The sequence below is a fragment of the Pseudomonas sp. SJZ077 genome (genome assembly GCF_007993905.1).
In the GTDB taxonomy this organism is placed as follows: Bacteria; Pseudomonadota; Gammaproteobacteria; order Pseudomonadales; family Pseudomonadaceae; genus Aquipseudomonas; species Aquipseudomonas mandelii.
The window spans coordinates 1-15,526 of sequence record NZ_VIUJ01000016.1 but is presented as its reverse complement, the minus strand read 5'-3'; the positions used below and the strand labels follow the sequence as shown (position 1 = coordinate 15,526).

The window sequence follows — 15,526 nt, the reverse complement described above, 5'->3', positions numbered from 1 at the left end:
AGTAAGCTTGAAACCAAGATGGGGGCTGCTTTGAAAAAAAACAAGCGCAAAGAGGGTGTTAAAAACGCTTTAAAAGAAAAGGGGCCCGAAGGCCCCTTCTTTGTTCCAGCTGCCGGACGCTTAAGCGTCTGGCGCAGCCTTGGCAGCCGGCTCACTGTTTTCGTAGATATACAGTGGCTTGGACTTGCCTTCTATAACGCTTTCGTCGATCACTACTTTACTTACCTCGGACTGCGAGGGGATTTCATACATCGTGTCGAGCAATACACCTTCGAGAATCGAACGCAGTCCACGGGCACCGGTCTTGCGTTCCAGAGCACGTTTGGCGACCGATTTCAGTGCGTCGGCCCGGAATTCCAGGTCTACACCTTCCATCTCGAACAGCTTGGCATACTGCTTGGTCAAAGCATTTTTCGGCTCGGTGAGAATCTGCATTAACGCAGCTTCATCAAGCTCGTCCAGCGTGGCAAGGACCGGCAGACGACCGACGAACTCCGGGATCAGACCGAACTTGACCAGATCGTCAGGCTCGACTTCACGCAGGGATTCACCCACCTTCTTGCCTTCTTCCTTGCTGCGAACTTCCGCGTTGAAACCGATGCCGCCCTTGGTGGAACGGTTTTGAATAACCTTTTCCAGACCGGAGAACGCACCACCGCAGATGAACAGGATGTTACGGGTGTCGACCTGAAGGAATTCCTGCTGCGGATGCTTGCGACCACCTTGCGGCGGAACGGAAGCGACCGTGCCTTCGATCAACTTGAGCAGGGCCTGCTGCACGCCTTCACCGGAAACGTCCCGGGTGATCGACGGGTTGTCAGACTTGCGCGAGATCTTGTCGATCTCGTCGATGTAGACAATGCCCATCTGGGCTTTTTCCACGTCGTAATCGCACTTCTGCAACAGCTTCTGAATGATGTTCTCGACATCTTCACCCACGTAACCCGCCTCGGTGAGGGTGGTTGCATCGGCGATGGTGAACGGAACGTTCAGCAAGCGGGCCAGTGTTTCGGCAAGCAGGGTTTTACCCGAGCCTGTCGGGCCGATCAGCAAGATGTTGCTTTTGCCAAGTTCGACGTCGTCATTCTTTTTGTCGCGCTGGTTCAGACGCTTGTAGTGGTTGTACACCGCTACGGCCAGAACCTTTTTCGCACGCTCCTGACCAATCACGTACTGATCAAGGATGCCGCTGATTTCTTTAGGCGAAGGCAATTTATGCGCGCTGCTTTCGGCCTGGGCTTCCTGCACCTCCTCTCGGATGATGTCATTGCACAGGTCGACGCACTCGTCGCAGATAAAGACCGAGGGGCCGGCAATCAATTTGCGTACTTCATGCTGGCTTTTGCCACAGAAGGAGCAATAGAGCAGCTTGCCGTTGTCCTCGCCGTTGCGGGTGTCAGTCATTCGTTCGATCCAAATCCGATAGGCTTGCAACACAAGATGAAGGCTATTGCGGGCTTTTTCAAGCCCGCCGGTGATCGGACCAGCCGACCCACCCTATTTTGAGCTGCTTAATTTAAGCGGGGCGCTGGTTGATCACTTCATCGATCAACCCGTACTCACGCGCGGCTTCTGCACTCATGAAGTTATCGCGGTTGGTATCGCGCTCGATTTCTTCAAGTGTGTGGCCGCTGTGCTTGGCCATCAGCGTGTTGAGACGCTCACGAATGAAGAGAATTTCCTTGGCATGGATTTCGATATCCGAAGCCTGGCCTTGGAAACCGCCCAGTGGCTGGTGAATCATCACGCGCGAATTCGGCAGGCAATAACGCTTGCCGGCGGCACCGGCCGTCAAAAGGAAGGCGCCCATGCTGCAGGCCTGACCAATACAGGTGGTCGATACATTGGGTTTGATGAACTGCATGGTGTCATAGATCGACATGCCCGCTGTCACCGAACCGCCCGGGGAGTTGATATAGAGATGGATGTCCTTGTCCGGGTTTTCCGCTTCAAGGAACAGCAATTGCGCACAAATCAGGTTGGCCATGTAGTCCTCTACCGGGCCAACCAGAAAAATCACTCGTTCCTTGAGAAGGCGCGAGTAGATGTCATAGGCGCGCTCGCCACGAGCAGACTGCTCGACAACCATCGGGACCAGGCCGCCAGCGGCCTGGATATCAGAGTTCTGCTGAATATACGAATTACGGAACATGCTCTGCAGTCACTCCCAAATAGTTATGTCTTGAATACGCATAAGCCAGCACGAAGGCTGGCTTATGGTGTGTGCTTCTTACCGCAAAAACGATCAGTCGGCTTGTGGAGCTTCTACCGGCTTGACTGCTTCTTCGTAAGAGACCGATTTGTCGGTCACGCTAGCTTTCTGCAGAACAGTATCCACAACTTGTTCTTCCAGCACAACCGAACGAACTTCGTTCAGTTGCTGGTCGTTCTTGTAGTACCAGGACACAACCTGCTCAGGCTCTTGGTAGGCCGAAGCCATTTCCTGAATCATTTCACGAACGCGGGCTTCGTCAGGCTTGAGGTCGAATTGCTTGACCACTTCAGCCACGATCAGACCCAGAACAACACGGCGCTTGGCTTGTTCTTCGAACAGCTCGGCCGGCAGTTGGTCAGGCTTGATGTTGCCGCCGAACTGCTGAACAGCCTGCACGCGCAGACGGTCAACTTCGTTGGACAGCAGCGCCTTAGGCACTTCGATCGGGTTGGTGGCCAGCAGACCGTCCATTACCTGATTCTTGACCTTGGATTTGATCGCCTGACGCAGTTCACGCTCCATGTTCTTGCGAACTTCGGTGCGGAAGCCTTCCAGGCCCGTTTCCTTGATGCCGAATTGAGCGAAGAATTCTTCGTTCAGTTCTGGCAGTTTCGGCTCGGAAACAGTGTTCACGGTCACGGTGAACTCAGCGGTTTTACCAGCCAGGTCGAGGTTCTGATAGTCCTCTGGGAAGGTCAGGTTCAGCACGCGCTCTTCGCCGGCTTTAGCGCCGACCAGGCCGTCTTCGAAACCAGGGATCATGCGGCCGGAACCCAGCACCAGCTGAGTACCCTTGGCAGAACCGCCAGCGAACACTTCACCGTCAACCTTGCCAACGAAATCGATGTTCAGTTGGTCTTCGTTCTGAGCGGCGCGCTCAGCCACTTCGAAACGGGTGTTCTGCTTGCGCAGCACGTCCAGCATCTTGTCCAGATCGGCGTCAGCCACGTCAGCGCTCAGGCGCTCTACGGTGATGCCGTCGAAGCCAGCAACGGTGAACTCAGGGAACACTTCGAAAACTGCAACGTATTCCAGATCTTTGCCAGCTTCCATCGATTTAGGCTCGATCGAAGGAGCGCCAGCCGGGTTCAGCTTTTGCTCGACAACAGCTTCGTAGAACGAAGACTGGATCACGTCGCCTACAGCTTCCTGACGCGCATCAGCACCGAAACGGCGCTTGATTTCGCTCATTGGCACTTTGCCTGGACGGAAGCCAGCAATCTTGGCCTTTTGGGCAGTCTGCTGCAGACGCTTGTTGACCTGAGTCTCGATGCGCTCAGCCGGCACGGTGATGCTCATGCGGCGCTCAAGAGCAGAAGTATTTTCAACAGAAACTTGCATGGATATTCCTCGTTGCACAGACGTTAGCCGGCCGTTTCCGACCCCAGAATCAAGGGCATGCATTCTAGTGGGTCAAACTCAAGAAGTCACCCTACTGAAAACGGGTAAAAAAGCAGCAGGCAATTTATAGGCGGGGACAAACGGTTGTGCCTCGCCCTGTTAGCAAATACAGCCAGTCACGCCAGGGCTCTGCACCAATCCTTCTATATATAGAAGAAGTTGCCAATCATCTCCCTGACAGCCGGTCTTGCGAGCAAGCCGGCGGGCGGCGCGGCATCATCGAGAAACATAAATACGACGAAACACCCCACCCCTGCGACCCAGGACATGCAGCCGCTTGACACTCGAACCGCTAAAACAAAAAAGGCGCCAGACTGTTAATCTGGCGCCTTTTGAAATATGGGGTGGACGAAGGGGATCGAACCCTCGACAACGGGAGTCACAATCCCGTGCTCTACCAACTGAGCTACGCCCACCATATTGCCTTGCAAAGAAGCCAATCAACTCCCTTGCTGCGCCCCAACCAGGCCAACCGGCTTGAGTGAAGCTTTATTTGGTGCGGATGAAGAGACTCGAACTCTTACACCTTGCGGCGCTGGAACCTAAATCCAGTGTGTCTACCAATTCCACCACATCCGCGTTTGAAGCTGTTAAAGCAAAGGCGCCAGACTGTTAATCTGGCGCCTTTTGAAATATGGGGTGGACGAAGGGGATCGAACCCTCGACAACGGGAGTCACAATCCCGTGCTCTACCAACTGAGCTACGCCCACCATATCGCGCTACTTGTGCCAAAGCTGCCTAATGGCGCACCCGGCAGGACTCGAACCTGCGACCATCCGCTTAGAAGGCGGATGCTCTATCCAGCTGAGCTACGGGCGCCTTATTAATCTGTACTCTTGGAGGACTACAAACTAAGAGCTTTCCAGTCTCGCAGAACCGTAATTCCGCTTGACCTTCTCATCCAGTGCTAGGCTGTGCCCGACAAGTGCGACGAATAGTATAGAGCGCCCCGAAGGCCGTCAAATGCTTTTTATAAAAAATTCATTTAATTAAAGGGCTTAGAGGAATTTGCAGACCAAGCGCCTTTGCCCTCACCTCATGACATGCGAGAATGCGTTCTCTTTTTTTCCCCTCTCGATGGTTAATCACGCGCAATGACTGCACAACTAATCGACGGCAAATCGATCGCCGCCAGCCTGCGCCAGCAGATCGCCAAACGAGTCACCGAGCGTCGCGAGCAAGGCCTGCGCACCCCGGGCCTCGCGGTGATCCTGGTCGGCAGCGATCCCGCCTCTCAGGTTTATGTCTCGCACAAGCGTAAAGACTGTGAAGAGGTCGGCTTCATTTCCCAAGCCTACGACCTGCCTTCCGAAACCACTCAAGAAGCACTGACCGACCTGATCAATCGCCTGAACGACGATCCGGCAATTGACGGCGTTCTGCTTCAGCTTCCTTTGCCTGAGCACCTGGATGCCTCCAAATTGCTGGAGCGCATTCGTCCAGATAAAGACGTCGACGGCTTCCATCCTTATAACGTCGGCCGCCTGGCCCAGCGCATCCCGTTGCTGCGTCCGTGCACCCCCAAAGGCATCATGACCTTGCTGGAAAGCACCGGTGTCGACCTTTACGGGATGGACGCGGTGGTCGTCGGAGCCTCCAACATCGTTGGCCGTCCGATGGCGATGGAATTGCTGCTCGCCGGTTGCACCGTGACCGTCACCCACCGCTTCACCAAGGATCTGGCCGGCCACGTCGGCCGTGCCGACCTGGTTGTCGTCGCCGCCGGCAAACCGGGCCTGGTCAAAGGTGAGTGGATCAAGGAAGGCGCGATCGTGATCGACGTCGGCATCAACCGCCAGGAAGACGGCAAACTGGTCGGTGACGTCATCTACGAAACCGCCCTGCCCCGCGCTGGCTGGATCACGCCGGTACCGGGCGGTGTCGGCCCGATGACGCGTGCCTGCCTGCTGGAAAACACGCTGTACGCGGCAGAAACACTGCACAGCTGAGTGCGCGCTTCGACATAAGCGATGAACAAAAGAACCCCGCCAATGGCGGGGTTCTTTTTGCCTGGGGTGAAAGATCGACCATCCGCCGGAAAATGACTTTTTTTTCACGTTTCCAAGGACTTTCACCTCCTCCTTGAACAACCATCGACAGTTATTCAGCCATACTCCAGAATGTCGCGCTTTTTACGAAATAACCCGTTACATAACGGCTTATCAACACCTTATGAGTCCGCCAGCGTGAAAATCCGTCTTTCCATCCTGAGCCTATTTTTTGTATTTACAGGGACGTTCATCACGCCAATCGCCAGCGCCGCGGAGACCACCGCAGCCCCCCGAGACACGAAACAACTCAAGCTCGCTTCCGGCAGCTCTTTGCTGCTGGATATGCAGACCAACAAAGTCATCTATGCCAGCAACCCCGATGTGGTTGTCCCTATCGCCTCGGTCAGCAAATTGATGACCGGTCTGGTTGTGGTCGAAGCCAGGCAGAACATGGACGAGTACATCAATATCAACATCAGCGACACGCCAGAAATGAAAGGCGTGTTTTCCCGGGTCAAACTCAAAAGCGAATTGCCGCGCAGGGAAATGCTGCTGATCGCCCTGATGTCCTCGGAAAACCGTGCAGCGGCGAGCCTGGCTCATCACTATCCGGGTGGCTACGTCGCATTCATTGCCGCGATGAACGCCAAGGCAAAGGCGCTGGGCATGACCAGCACCCACTTCGTCGAGCCGACGGGCCTCTCCCCGCGTAACGTCTCTACTGCCCGCGACCTGAGCAAATTGCTGATCGCCGCACACAAATACCCGTTATTGACCGAGTTGAGCACCACCAAGGAAAAAACCGTCACGTTCCGCAAACCCAACTACAGCCTGGGTTTCCGTAACACCGACCATTTGGTCCGCAAGCCAAACTGGGACATCAAACTGACCAAAACCGGGTTCACCAACGAAGCCGGTCACTGCCTGGTGTTGGTGACCAGCATGGGCAATCGCCAGGTGGCGCTGGTGATTCTCGACGCCTTCGGCAAGTACACGCATTTTGCCGATGCCGCCCGCATCCGCAGCTGGGTGGAAACCGGCAAAGGCGCAGACGTGCCGTCGGTAGCCTTGCAGTACAAGTCGGACAAGAACCTCAAGCACCGCCAGAGCGGTGTGGTTGAAGCCTCGAAATAAGTCAGCGACAGAAAAAACAAAGCCCCGATCATTCGGGGCTTTTTTTCGTCTGGCGTTAATCGTTGGGCAGCGGCATCTGATCGTCATCCGGAATGCCATCCCCGGCGCTTGGATCTTTCATGCCATGGGGATGCTCCGTCGGGACCACCATCGGACGGGCCAACGGATCCCTTAAGGGATCGTTCGGATCCATCACCGGATCAACACCCTCTTCAGGGGTCGTTGGAACACTGTCCGGACGTTTGTCGTTGAAACTCGAATCAGTAGACATACGCACCTCACCAAGGGTTAGGGTTTCAGATCAGCGAGTGGGTCGTAAGGCTTCGCCGGAGCCTTGGGATTGTCGCCCGGCTTTACATCCCTCGGCGCCTTGGCGGGGCCGATGGGATCGACCTGAGGATCGGCGAGGTCCGGCGAATCGGGGTCGAATCCCAATTCGTCACCCGAAGAATGTTCGGATGAATGCGGGCCGTCGGGGGTATTGGAATGTGCCATGGGGCGCCTCCTAGGATCTGGCCCGGAGAAACCGGGTCTTGTCCTTTAGAGGCCAGGCATGCCCGACAGTGCCGGGCACATGACGAACGGAAACTTATTGTGCGGTCAACGCCTTCTTCGCGCGGGCAGCGGCCTGTTCCTGACCGGCCTGGCCAAGATCGCTCGCCGCCTTCAGCCAGCGCTGTTGATCAACGTTGGCAGGGATCTGATTGGGTTTCTGAATCAATACGGCCCAGCCGCCGGCATCCTTGAAAGAGGACTCAAACGAACTGAAGCTCATCAAATTCCGGCGATTCATCCCGGCACGCAGCAACACCGTCTGCTTCTGGCGATTGTATCCGGCGAGAATGGCGTAACGCGGCTCAGCCCAGAGCGCCGAGCCTTCAGTGAAGCGCACCATCACCGGATAACCGGCCGCGACCTGGGTCAACAGCGCCGGCAAATGGGCGTCGAGGGGATACACCACCATCCCGTACTCACGCGCCAGGTTTTGCATATTCTGTTGCAGTTGTGCTTCGGCGCCGGGCAAGTGCAGGGGTTTTTGCAGCAACCCGGGCGTAATCACGATGCCCTGCTGTGCCAGCATGCTGGCCAATACCTGTGGTCCGCTCTGATAGTCCTGGCCACGGTAGAACGTGCCGCTGAGTTCTACCCGCTCGGGCAACCGCTTGATCTCCGGCGCCACAGTCCCCGCGCATCCGGCCAAACCTGCAACGCAGCCGACAATCAGCGCCGCCGCTCGAATTCGAGAAAATACCCGCACGATCATCACTCTCTTGTTCAGACGCCAGTTAATACGCTCCCGGCTTGGCCGTCGATCATAGGACGCCACGCGGTGGCGGTATAGCCTTAACCTACAGTTGAGTGCATTCGATAGAGCGAACTGGTTGATGACAGCCGACCTTTGGTCAATAGCCTGAAACACAGCAGCGACTAGACTGTCATTTGCAAAGAGTGTGTGCCCGATGCAGGGCAAAGAGGAGGCACTGATGAGCCTGACAATGACAATCGTGATGTTGATTTCCGGCTGGCTGGCCGTGGCCGCCGCCATGCTGTGGGGCGTTTTGCGGATTACCCGTCGGCACCATCACCACCCCGTTCAATCGGCGCCTTTGGCGAAGACCGATAAACCACCGGTCCACCACGCGACCGCGCACTGATCCTTCGGATTCGCCAACAAAAACGGCCGCCTGGGCTCTTTCGAGCGCAGGCGGCCGTTTCGTTTTTCCGCGGGTTAAGCTTCAGCCGCTATTTTCTTCTGCTTGGCCCGACGCGACATCATGTTCAAGCCCTCGATGGTCGCCGAGAAAGCCATGGCCGCATAGACGTAGCCTTTAGGCACGTGAGCCCCGAAACCTTCAGCGATCAGCGTCATACCGATCATGATCAGGAAGCCCAGCGCCAGCATCACCACGGTCGGGTTGTCGTTGATGAACTTAGCCAGAGGATCAGCCGCCAGCAACATCACCAGCACCGACACCACTACGGCGATGATCATGATCGGCAAATGCTCGGTCATGCCCACAGCGGTAATGATGCTGTCGATGGAAAACACCATGTCCAGCATCAGGATCTGACCGATCGCGGCAGCAAAGCCCAGGGTCACGGTCGAGGTCGCCGACATCGGATCATCCGGGGCCGGGTCCATGCTGTGATGGATCTCGGTAGTCGCCTTCCACAACAGGAACAGGCCACCGGCGATCAGGATCATGTCCTTCCAGGAGAACGCATGGCCGAGAATATCGATCACAGGCTCGGTCAACTGGACGATGAACGCGATAGTGCTCAGCAGGCCCAGTCGCAGAATCAGCGCCATGCCGATACCGATGCGGCGTGCTTTCTGCCGATGCTGCTCGGGCAGCTTGTTGGTCAGGATCGAGATGAAGATCAGGTTATCGATGCCGAGCACGATCTCCATGACGATCAACGTGGCCAGGGCGACCCAGGCGGTGGGGCTTGCAGCAAGTTCTAAAAGGTATTCCATGGGTCAGTCCTGACTCGTTGTAGACGGTTTAGATTTCCTGGGACGAAGATTCGGTTTTGCGCTGGTCTTCGGCCGATGGTTCTTTCTTGCTGATCAGGCCGCCGGTGGCATCACTGATCGCTTGTTCGGCGGCTTTGTGGGTGTCGTCGATCGCCTGTTTGGCGGTTTCGGCAGCCTTGCCCATCAATTGCTGCGCGCTTTTCTCGGCCTGGTCGCAACCGGCCAATACCAGTAAAGACGCAATCAACAGTGCCGTGGTTTTAAGCTTCATGATGCTTTCCTCGATAGAACAAAACGGGCCGAAACGATGGCCCGTTGATAGCGAGGCATTCTAGGGAGGCAAACACTTCAGGAAAATTCGTATTTTTAGCGGTTATACTTCGATTTTCACGAACTGTAGGCCGTCATGCTCAACTATCGGCAATTGCATTACTTCTGGGTGGTGGCCAAGACCGGCAGCATCGTGCGCGCCTGCGAGCAGCTGAACCTGACGCCCCAGACCATCAGCGGGCAGATTTCCCTGCTCGAACAAACCTATGGCATCGAGCTGTTCAGGCGGGTCGGTCGCCAGCTTGAGCTGACGGAGGCCGGGCGTCAGACCCTGCCCTACGCCGAGCAAATGTTTCAGCTGGGCGGCGAACTGGAGTTGATGCTGCGGGCGCAACCCAATGAACAGCAGATCCTGTTTCGGGTGGGCGTCGCCGATGTGGTGCCCAAATCCATCGTCTATCGCCTGATCGCACCGACCATGGAGTTGAGTGAACCGCTGCGCATCACCTGCCGCGAAGACAAACTGGAACGGCTGCTCGCCGACCTGGCGATCCAGCGGCTGGACCTGGTGATTTCCGACAGCCCGATGCCCTCGCACCTGGACATCAAGGGTTACAGCCAGAAACTCGGTGAATGCGGGATCAGCTTCTTCGCCACCGCCGAGCTGGCAGCACAGTACGGTCAGGATTTCCCACGCAGCCTGCACGGCGCACCACTGCTGATTCCCGGGCCGGAAACCGTGGTGCGCAGTCGCTTGCAGCGCTGGTTTGCCGAGCAGCAAATCCAGCCGCGCATTGTCGGCGAGTTCGATGACAGCGCGCTGATGCAGGCTTTCGGTCAATCGGGCAGCGGGATTTTCATCGGCCCGAGCGTGATTGCCGACGAAGTGAAACGCCAATACGGCGTGGAGTTGATTGGCCAGACCGACGCTGTGACGGAGTCGTTCTACGCCATTTCCGTGGAACGCAAGGTCAAGCACCCCGGCATCGTGGCGATTACCGAAGGTGCCCGACGCGAGCTGTTTACCGAGCTGTGAAGGTCAGGCGCAGATTTCCCGAGGTTTCATGGTCATCAGCGCCATGGCCAGGAGAATCGAAACCAGGATAAACGCGGCAGCCGCAAAACCCAGCCCGCCCAGGCCGACGCTGTCGATCACCCGTCCGCCGACCATCGCACCCAGGCCGATCCCGAGGTTGGCCCCGGCGATGTTCAGCGACGCGGCAAAGGCCGGTGCCTCGGGCGCGGCCTTCATCAATCGCACATGACTGACCAGGAACAACGCCGCCTGAGTCACGCCCCAGATGCCCATCGCCGCCGCCAGACCGAGCGGCGAATGAATGTTCGGTACCAACGCCACCATGCCGGCGATCATGAACGTGCAGAATATCATCGAAGCCATCAACGGATGACGATCCACCGCGCGACCACCCAACGAGTTGCCGATCAGACCGACCGCGCCGAAGCCCATCAGGCACCAGCCGACCACCGTACCGTTGAAACCGGCGAGGCGCTCAAGGATGTCTGCCAGGTAGGTGTAAGCGGTAAACATGCCGCTGAACACCAGGATCGACAGGAGCACATGGCCCAGCATCAACGGGCTGCGCAAGATCTTGAACTGCGAACGGAAGCTCACCTGATGCTGATGCAGGTCGGTTTTCGGCAGGTAGATAAACAGCAGCAACGCCTTGGCAAAGGCGATCACCGCCAGAATGCCGAAGGCACTGCGCCAGCCGAACGCATCGGAAATCAACGTGCCCACCGGAATGCCGAACACCGTGGCACAGACAATGCCGAAACCGATTTTGGCAATTGCCCGCCCGGCGTAATCCGGCCCGACGATGTCCACGGCGGTTTCACTGGCCAGCGCCCAGAACACCGGCAACCCCAACGCGGGGATCAAGCGGGCGATGGCCATCACCCAGATGTTCGGCGCAAACGCCGCGAGGGTGTTGGCCAGGCCGAACATGATCAGCACCGAGATGAACAGCTTGCGCCGCTCGAACCTGGCGAAATACGCGGTCAGGAACGGCCCGAACGCGGCGACGGTAAAGGCGAACAGGGTCACGAGCAAACCTGCTTGGGGGATGCTGACTTCAAGGTCTCGGGCAATCGCCGGCAACAGGCCGACGATGACGAATTCCGTGGTCAGCACGGTAAAACCGGCGGCCGACAACAGAAGGATGGGCAACAGCATGCAGAACTCCAGAAAACGACGACACCAGCGATAACCCGAAGGCCCACTGGCATGACTTGAAAATGAGGATGCGCAATCTTAACAGAGTGTTTCCGATCAGGGTTGCACGAACCTGCCGATCTCGTTGAACGTGCGGGCGGCAGATCGTCACAGGTCTGAAGGATCAAGACCACGCTGTGATAAAGTCCGCGCCCTGCGATACGTACACCTTGTTCATCGGCCATTCACTGGCATTGATGTCGCGACACCCCCGCACCTAATAATCAGAGATGCCGTTTTATGACTGCTTCATCCCCTTCGCTATTGCAACGCTTGAAACGCTTGAGCCTGGTCTCGCAAATCGTCATCGGCCTGATCGCCGGGATTGCCCTGGCGCTGATCGCGCCTGAGGTGGCGAAATCCACGGCATTCATCGGCAAGGTCTTCGTTTCGGCACTCAAAGCCGTCGCGCCGATTCTGGTGTTCGTGCTGGTGATGGCGTCGATCGCCAACCATAAGCACGGCCAGGAAACCCACATCCGGCCGATTCTGTTTTTGTACTTGCTGGGGACGTTTGCCGCCTCGGTTGTCGCGGTGGTTGCCAGCATGATGTTCCCGTCCAGTCTGGTGCTGTCCAGTCATGACGTCGCCGTGACTGCGCCGGGCGGCATCAGCGAAGTGCTGCAAAGTCTGCTGCTCAGTGTGGTCGACAACCCGGTCAGTGCGCTGATGAACGCCAACTTCATCGGCATTCTGGCCTGGGCGATCGGCATGGGCGTTGCGATTCGCCATGCCGGTGACACCACTCGCGAAGTGCTCGGCGACCTGTCCAATGGCGTGACCCTGATCGTGCGCCTGGTGATTCGTTTCGCACCGCTGGGGATCTTCGGCCTGGTCGCGTCGACCTTGGCCACGTCTGGCTTCGGGGCGTTGATCGGCTACGTGCATCTGCTGGCCGTGCTGCTGGGCTGCATGTTGTTTGTCGCGCTGGTGATGAATCCACTGATCGTGTTCTGGAAACTGCGCCGCAACCCGTATCCTCTGGTGCTGATGTGCTTGCGAGAAAGCGGCATCACCGCGTTCTTTACCCGCAGCTCGGCGGCGAACATTCCGGTCAACCTGGAATTGAGCAAGCGCCTGGGCCTGCATGAAGACACTTACTCGGTATCGATCCCGCTGGGTGCCACCATCAACATGGCCGGCGCGGCGATTACCATCACCGTGCTGACCCTGGCGGCCGTGCATACCCTGGGCATCGCCGTGGATATCCCGACAGCCATTCTGCTCAGTTTGGTGGCGGCGATCTGTGCGTGTGGTGCTTCGGGCGTGGCCGGTGGTTCGTTGTTGCTGATCCCGCTGGCGTGCAGCCTGTTTGGCATTCCGAGTGAAATCGCCATGCAGGTGGTAGCGGTGGGTTTCATTATTGGTGTGTTGCAGGATTCTGCGGAGACGGCGCTGAACTCCTCCACTGACGTGCTGTTCACCGCCGCGGCTTGCCTGGGTGAAGAAGCAAAAGCCGAACGCCTGGCCTGACACCGCCCCTTGTAGGAGCCAGGCTTGCCGGCGAAGGCGATCTCAATGACGCCTTCGCCTGGCCTGGCTCCTACAGGTTTGGCGTGAGCCGCCAAGCGCACAAAAAAGCCCGCCAAGGCTTGTACCTTGGCGGGCTTTTTTGTGCGCGGGTGGTTTAGAACGCGCCCATGTAATCGCGCTTGCCCACTTCCACACCGTTGTGACGCAGCAGTGCGTAAGCGGTGGTGACGTGGAAGAAGAACTGCGGCAGGCCGTAGGTCAGCAGGTAAGCCTGGCCACTGAAGCGCTTCTCTTTCGGCGTGCCTGGACGCGTCACGATCTCGATGCCTTCCTTGCCGTCGATCTGCTCTGGCTTGATCTCGCCGATGTAGGCCAGAACCTTGGTGATCAGGGCTTGCAGTTCAGCGAAGGTGGTTTCGGTGTCGTCGTACTTCGGCACTTCGATCTCGGCCAGGCGCGAGGACACGCCTTTGGCGAAATCAACGGCGATCTGCACCTGACGCACCAGCGGGAACATGTCCGGGTACAGGCGGGCTTGCAGGAATGCGTTCGGGTCGATGTTCTTGGCGGTGGCGTGGGCTTCGGCCTTGTTCAGAACGTCGCTCAGGGCGTTGAGCATTTGTTTGAAAACAGGAACGGAAGCGGCATACAGGGAAATAGTCATGACAGTCTCGTGTGGTGACAGGAGGAAAACGTGGGCCGATTATAGCCATGCCCGCCCCTCCTGCGGCTTGTCTTTTATCCAGCAAGGATTAGGCTAGACGGCTTCGACTGCATGCTTCGATTGCATAGGGAAAAGCGCGATGAGCACTGAGCAAGAAACTACCTTCGACGAGCCGCGCCTCAACAGCACGGAAATCCGCATCCTGGGCTCGTTGATCGAGAAGCAGGCCACCAGCCCGGAAACCTATCCGCTGACCCTCAATGCGCTGGTGATTGCCTGCAACCAGAAAACCAGTCGCGAACCGGTGATGAACCTCACTCAGGGTCAGGTCGGCCAGAGCCTGCGCGCCCTTGAAGGCCGCGGGTTTACCAAACTGGTGATGGGCAGCCGTGCCGATCGCTGGGAACATAAGGTCGACAAGGCGCTGGAACTGGTGCCGGCCCAGGTGATTCTGACGGGGCTGTTGTTTTTGCGCGGTCCGCAGACGGTCAATGAACTGCTGACCCGCAGCGCACGCATGCATGAGTTTGAAGATGCCGAGCAGGTTGTGCATCAACTGGAACGTCTGATTGCTCGCGGATTGGCACTGCTGATTCCGCGTCAGGCCGGCCAGCGGGAAGACCGCTATATGCATGCGCTGGGGGATCCGGCGGATATCGAAGTCATCCTCGCCGCCCGGCAAAACCCGGCCGAACGCAGTGCCGGTAGCGGTGTGTCGGTTGAACGAATCGAAGAGCTCGAAGCGCGGATTGCCGCACTCGAAGAGCGCCTGGCGCGCCTCGAATAACCAACGTTGTGATTTGTAGGAGCTTGCCCGCGAAAGCGATTCAACATTATCGTCGAACTGAAAATCGCCTTCGCGGGCAAGCCTCGCGCCTACTAAAGGGAGTGCTACTCGCCGTCCCAGTAATCCACGCCATCGCCCGGCCGGGCGATGGCGACGAAGCCTGAGGGATTACCTTCGGCGTCGACCTTGAAGTGGTCCATCACCACGTATTTGCCGGAATCCGGGTACTCGCAAATCTCCGGCGATTGCTGGGTGCTGACCGCCAGGTAGCGCAGTTCGCCCTTGCTGGTGTTGATGATCTGGTGCGCCGCTTCAAGACCGCCCGGCGGGCAGGCGATCACGTCGCCAGCGCGGATCGGAAACCGTTCGGCACCGAGGCGCACCTCCCCTTCCCCGGCCACGACGTAAAACATCTCCTCGTTGACCCGATGACTGTGAAACGGGCTGCCACGCATGCCTGGTTCCAACACGTATAACCGATAACCGAGCTTTTGCGACCCCAACTGCTGGCCGACACGGGCCATTCTTTGCTGGTAGCGGCCAGCGGTATCACCGGTGGGCGCCAGGGCTTCGGGCAACGGTTCGAGTTCGACCTGATTCAGGTTGAGAATGGGGGGATGCATGGGAACCTCGGGCACGGTTTGTTGGTTGGGGCGGCAAGTCTTTGCTGGCGGGGAGTATAGGCGGCAGATGCACTTGAGAGACCGAGTTGCGCCCATCGCGAGCAGGCTCGCTCCCACAGGGTTTTCTGTCGGACACAAAAAATGTGTACGACGCCAATCCACTGTGGGAGATTCTATGTTTGGGGGGAACACCCAAACATAGAATTTGGCTTGTATTCGGTTTGGTTTTTCATCAGGGCAAACATCACTCTGGCC

16 protein-coding genes, 4 tRNA genes and 1 pseudogene are annotated in these 15,526 nt (G+C 57.5%); 6 read left to right on the top strand and 15 right to left on the bottom strand.

Annotated elements, in window-relative coordinates:
* Positions 1–120 precede the first annotated feature (120 nt).
* From clpX to FBY01_RS22030, 7 genes are all read right to left on the bottom strand, one after another.
* On the bottom strand, positions 121–1,404 hold the full coding sequence (gene clpX, locus FBY01_RS22060) for an ATP-dependent Clp protease ATP-binding subunit ClpX (RefSeq protein WP_007946893.1): 1,284 nt from the start codon (positions 1,402–1,404) through the stop codon (positions 121–123).
* 112 nt (positions 1,405–1,516) lie between these two features.
* Positions 1,517–2,152, bottom strand: a complete 636-nt coding sequence (gene clpP, locus FBY01_RS22055; RefSeq protein WP_010458706.1) for an ATP-dependent Clp endopeptidase proteolytic subunit ClpP — start codon at positions 2,150–2,152, stop codon at positions 1,517–1,519.
* 93 nt (positions 2,153–2,245) lie between these two features.
* Entirely contained in the window at positions 2,246–3,556 is a 1,311-nt protein-coding gene (tig, locus tag FBY01_RS22050; RefSeq protein WP_010458704.1) for a trigger factor, read from the bottom strand.
* Between the two features lie 400 nt (positions 3,557–3,956).
* A tRNA-His gene (locus FBY01_RS22045) sits at positions 3,957–4,032 on the bottom strand.
* A gap of 78 nt (positions 4,033–4,110) precedes the next feature.
* Positions 4,111–4,195, bottom strand: a tRNA-Leu gene (locus FBY01_RS22040).
* A gap of 56 nt (positions 4,196–4,251) precedes the next feature.
* Positions 4,252–4,327: transfer RNA gene (locus tag FBY01_RS22035), tRNA-His, on the bottom strand.
* Between the two features lie 32 nt (positions 4,328–4,359).
* Positions 4,360–4,436, bottom strand: a tRNA-Arg gene (locus FBY01_RS22030).
* Positions 4,437–4,711: 275 nt separating this feature from the next.
* Here FBY01_RS22030 and folD point away from each other — a divergent pair.
* Both folD and pbpG read left to right on the top strand, forming a co-directional pair.
* Positions 4,712–5,566, top strand: coding sequence for a bifunctional methylenetetrahydrofolate dehydrogenase/methenyltetrahydrofolate cyclohydrolase FolD (gene folD / locus FBY01_RS22025; RefSeq protein ID WP_145309549.1), 855 nt, complete (start codon positions 4,712–4,714; stop codon positions 5,564–5,566).
* Positions 5,567–5,803: 237 nt separating this feature from the next.
* Positions 5,804–6,742: a D-alanyl-D-alanine endopeptidase gene (gene pbpG / locus FBY01_RS22020; protein WP_010458699.1), complete on the top strand. Its 939-nt coding sequence runs from the start codon at positions 5,804–5,806 to the stop codon at positions 6,740–6,742.
* 55 nt (positions 6,743–6,797) lie between these two features.
* On the opposite strand, the gene FBY01_RS22015 is transcribed toward pbpG, so the two are convergent.
* The 3 genes and pseudogenes from FBY01_RS22015 to FBY01_RS22005 all read right to left on the bottom strand — a co-directional run bounded on the left by FBY01_RS22015 (position 6,798) and on the right by FBY01_RS22005 (position 8,059).
* Complete coding sequence (locus FBY01_RS22015) at positions 6,798–7,013, bottom strand: hypothetical protein (protein WP_010458697.1); 216 nt, start codon at positions 7,011–7,013, stop codon at positions 6,798–6,800.
* Positions 7,014–7,030: 17 nt separating this feature from the next.
* Positions 7,031–7,237: a DUF6021 family protein gene (locus FBY01_RS22010; RefSeq protein WP_010458694.1), complete on the bottom strand. Its 207-nt coding sequence runs from the start codon at positions 7,235–7,237 to the stop codon at positions 7,031–7,033.
* A 94-nt stretch (positions 7,238–7,331) separates the two neighbouring features.
* Positions 7,332–8,059, bottom strand: a pseudogene (locus FBY01_RS22005) (peptidase C39 family protein).
* 167 nt (positions 8,060–8,226) lie between these two features.
* On the opposite strand from FBY01_RS22005, the gene FBY01_RS22000 reads away from it, so the two are divergent.
* Positions 8,227–8,397, top strand: a complete 171-nt coding sequence (locus FBY01_RS22000; protein ID WP_178082292.1) for a hypothetical protein — start codon at positions 8,227–8,229, stop codon at positions 8,395–8,397.
* A 74-nt stretch (positions 8,398–8,471) separates the two neighbouring features.
* On the opposite strand, the gene FBY01_RS21995 is transcribed toward FBY01_RS22000, so the two are convergent.
* Both FBY01_RS21995 and FBY01_RS21990 read right to left on the bottom strand, forming a co-directional pair.
* A complete protein-coding gene (locus tag FBY01_RS21995) occupies positions 8,472–9,221 on the bottom strand; it encodes a TerC family protein (RefSeq protein ID WP_010458689.1) in 750 nt (249 codons plus the stop codon).
* A 28-nt stretch (positions 9,222–9,249) separates the two neighbouring features.
* Positions 9,250–9,492 carry a hypothetical protein gene (locus FBY01_RS21990; protein ID WP_102593405.1) on the bottom strand — a complete coding sequence of 81 codons (243 nt, stop codon included), beginning with the start codon at positions 9,490–9,492 and terminating at the stop codon, positions 9,250–9,252.
* Positions 9,493–9,627: 135 nt separating this feature from the next.
* Between FBY01_RS21990 and nhaR the strand changes: the two genes are divergently transcribed.
* Complete coding sequence (nhaR, locus tag FBY01_RS21985; RefSeq protein WP_010458685.1) at positions 9,628–10,527, top strand: transcriptional activator NhaR; 900 nt, start codon at positions 9,628–9,630, stop codon at positions 10,525–10,527.
* 3 nt (positions 10,528–10,530) lie between these two features.
* Here the strand turns inward: nhaR and FBY01_RS21980 are convergent, their stop codons facing one another.
* Positions 10,531–11,685, bottom strand: coding sequence for an MFS transporter (locus FBY01_RS21980; RefSeq protein WP_145309545.1), 1,155 nt, complete (start codon positions 11,683–11,685; stop codon positions 10,531–10,533).
* A gap of 279 nt (positions 11,686–11,964) precedes the next feature.
* Between FBY01_RS21980 and sstT the strand changes: the two genes are divergently transcribed.
* Positions 11,965–13,197, top strand: coding sequence for a serine/threonine transporter SstT (gene sstT, locus FBY01_RS21975; protein WP_145309543.1), 1,233 nt, complete (start codon positions 11,965–11,967; stop codon positions 13,195–13,197).
* Between the two features lie 154 nt (positions 13,198–13,351).
* On the opposite strand, the gene FBY01_RS21970 is transcribed toward sstT, so the two are convergent.
* A complete protein-coding gene (locus FBY01_RS21970; RefSeq protein ID WP_010458678.1) occupies positions 13,352–13,861 on the bottom strand; it encodes a DUF1993 family protein in 510 nt (169 codons plus the stop codon).
* 139 nt (positions 13,862–14,000) lie between these two features.
* On the opposite strand from FBY01_RS21970, the gene FBY01_RS21965 reads away from it, so the two are divergent.
* Complete coding sequence (locus FBY01_RS21965; RefSeq protein ID WP_010458677.1) at positions 14,001–14,648, top strand: YceH family protein; 648 nt, start codon at positions 14,001–14,003, stop codon at positions 14,646–14,648.
* A 104-nt stretch (positions 14,649–14,752) separates the two neighbouring features.
* Here FBY01_RS21965 and FBY01_RS21960 read toward each other — a convergent pair whose 3' ends face one another.
* Positions 14,753–15,271: a cupin domain-containing protein gene (locus FBY01_RS21960; RefSeq protein ID WP_145309541.1), complete on the bottom strand. Its 519-nt coding sequence runs from the start codon at positions 15,269–15,271 to the stop codon at positions 14,753–14,755.
* Positions 15,272–15,526 lie beyond the last annotated feature (255 nt).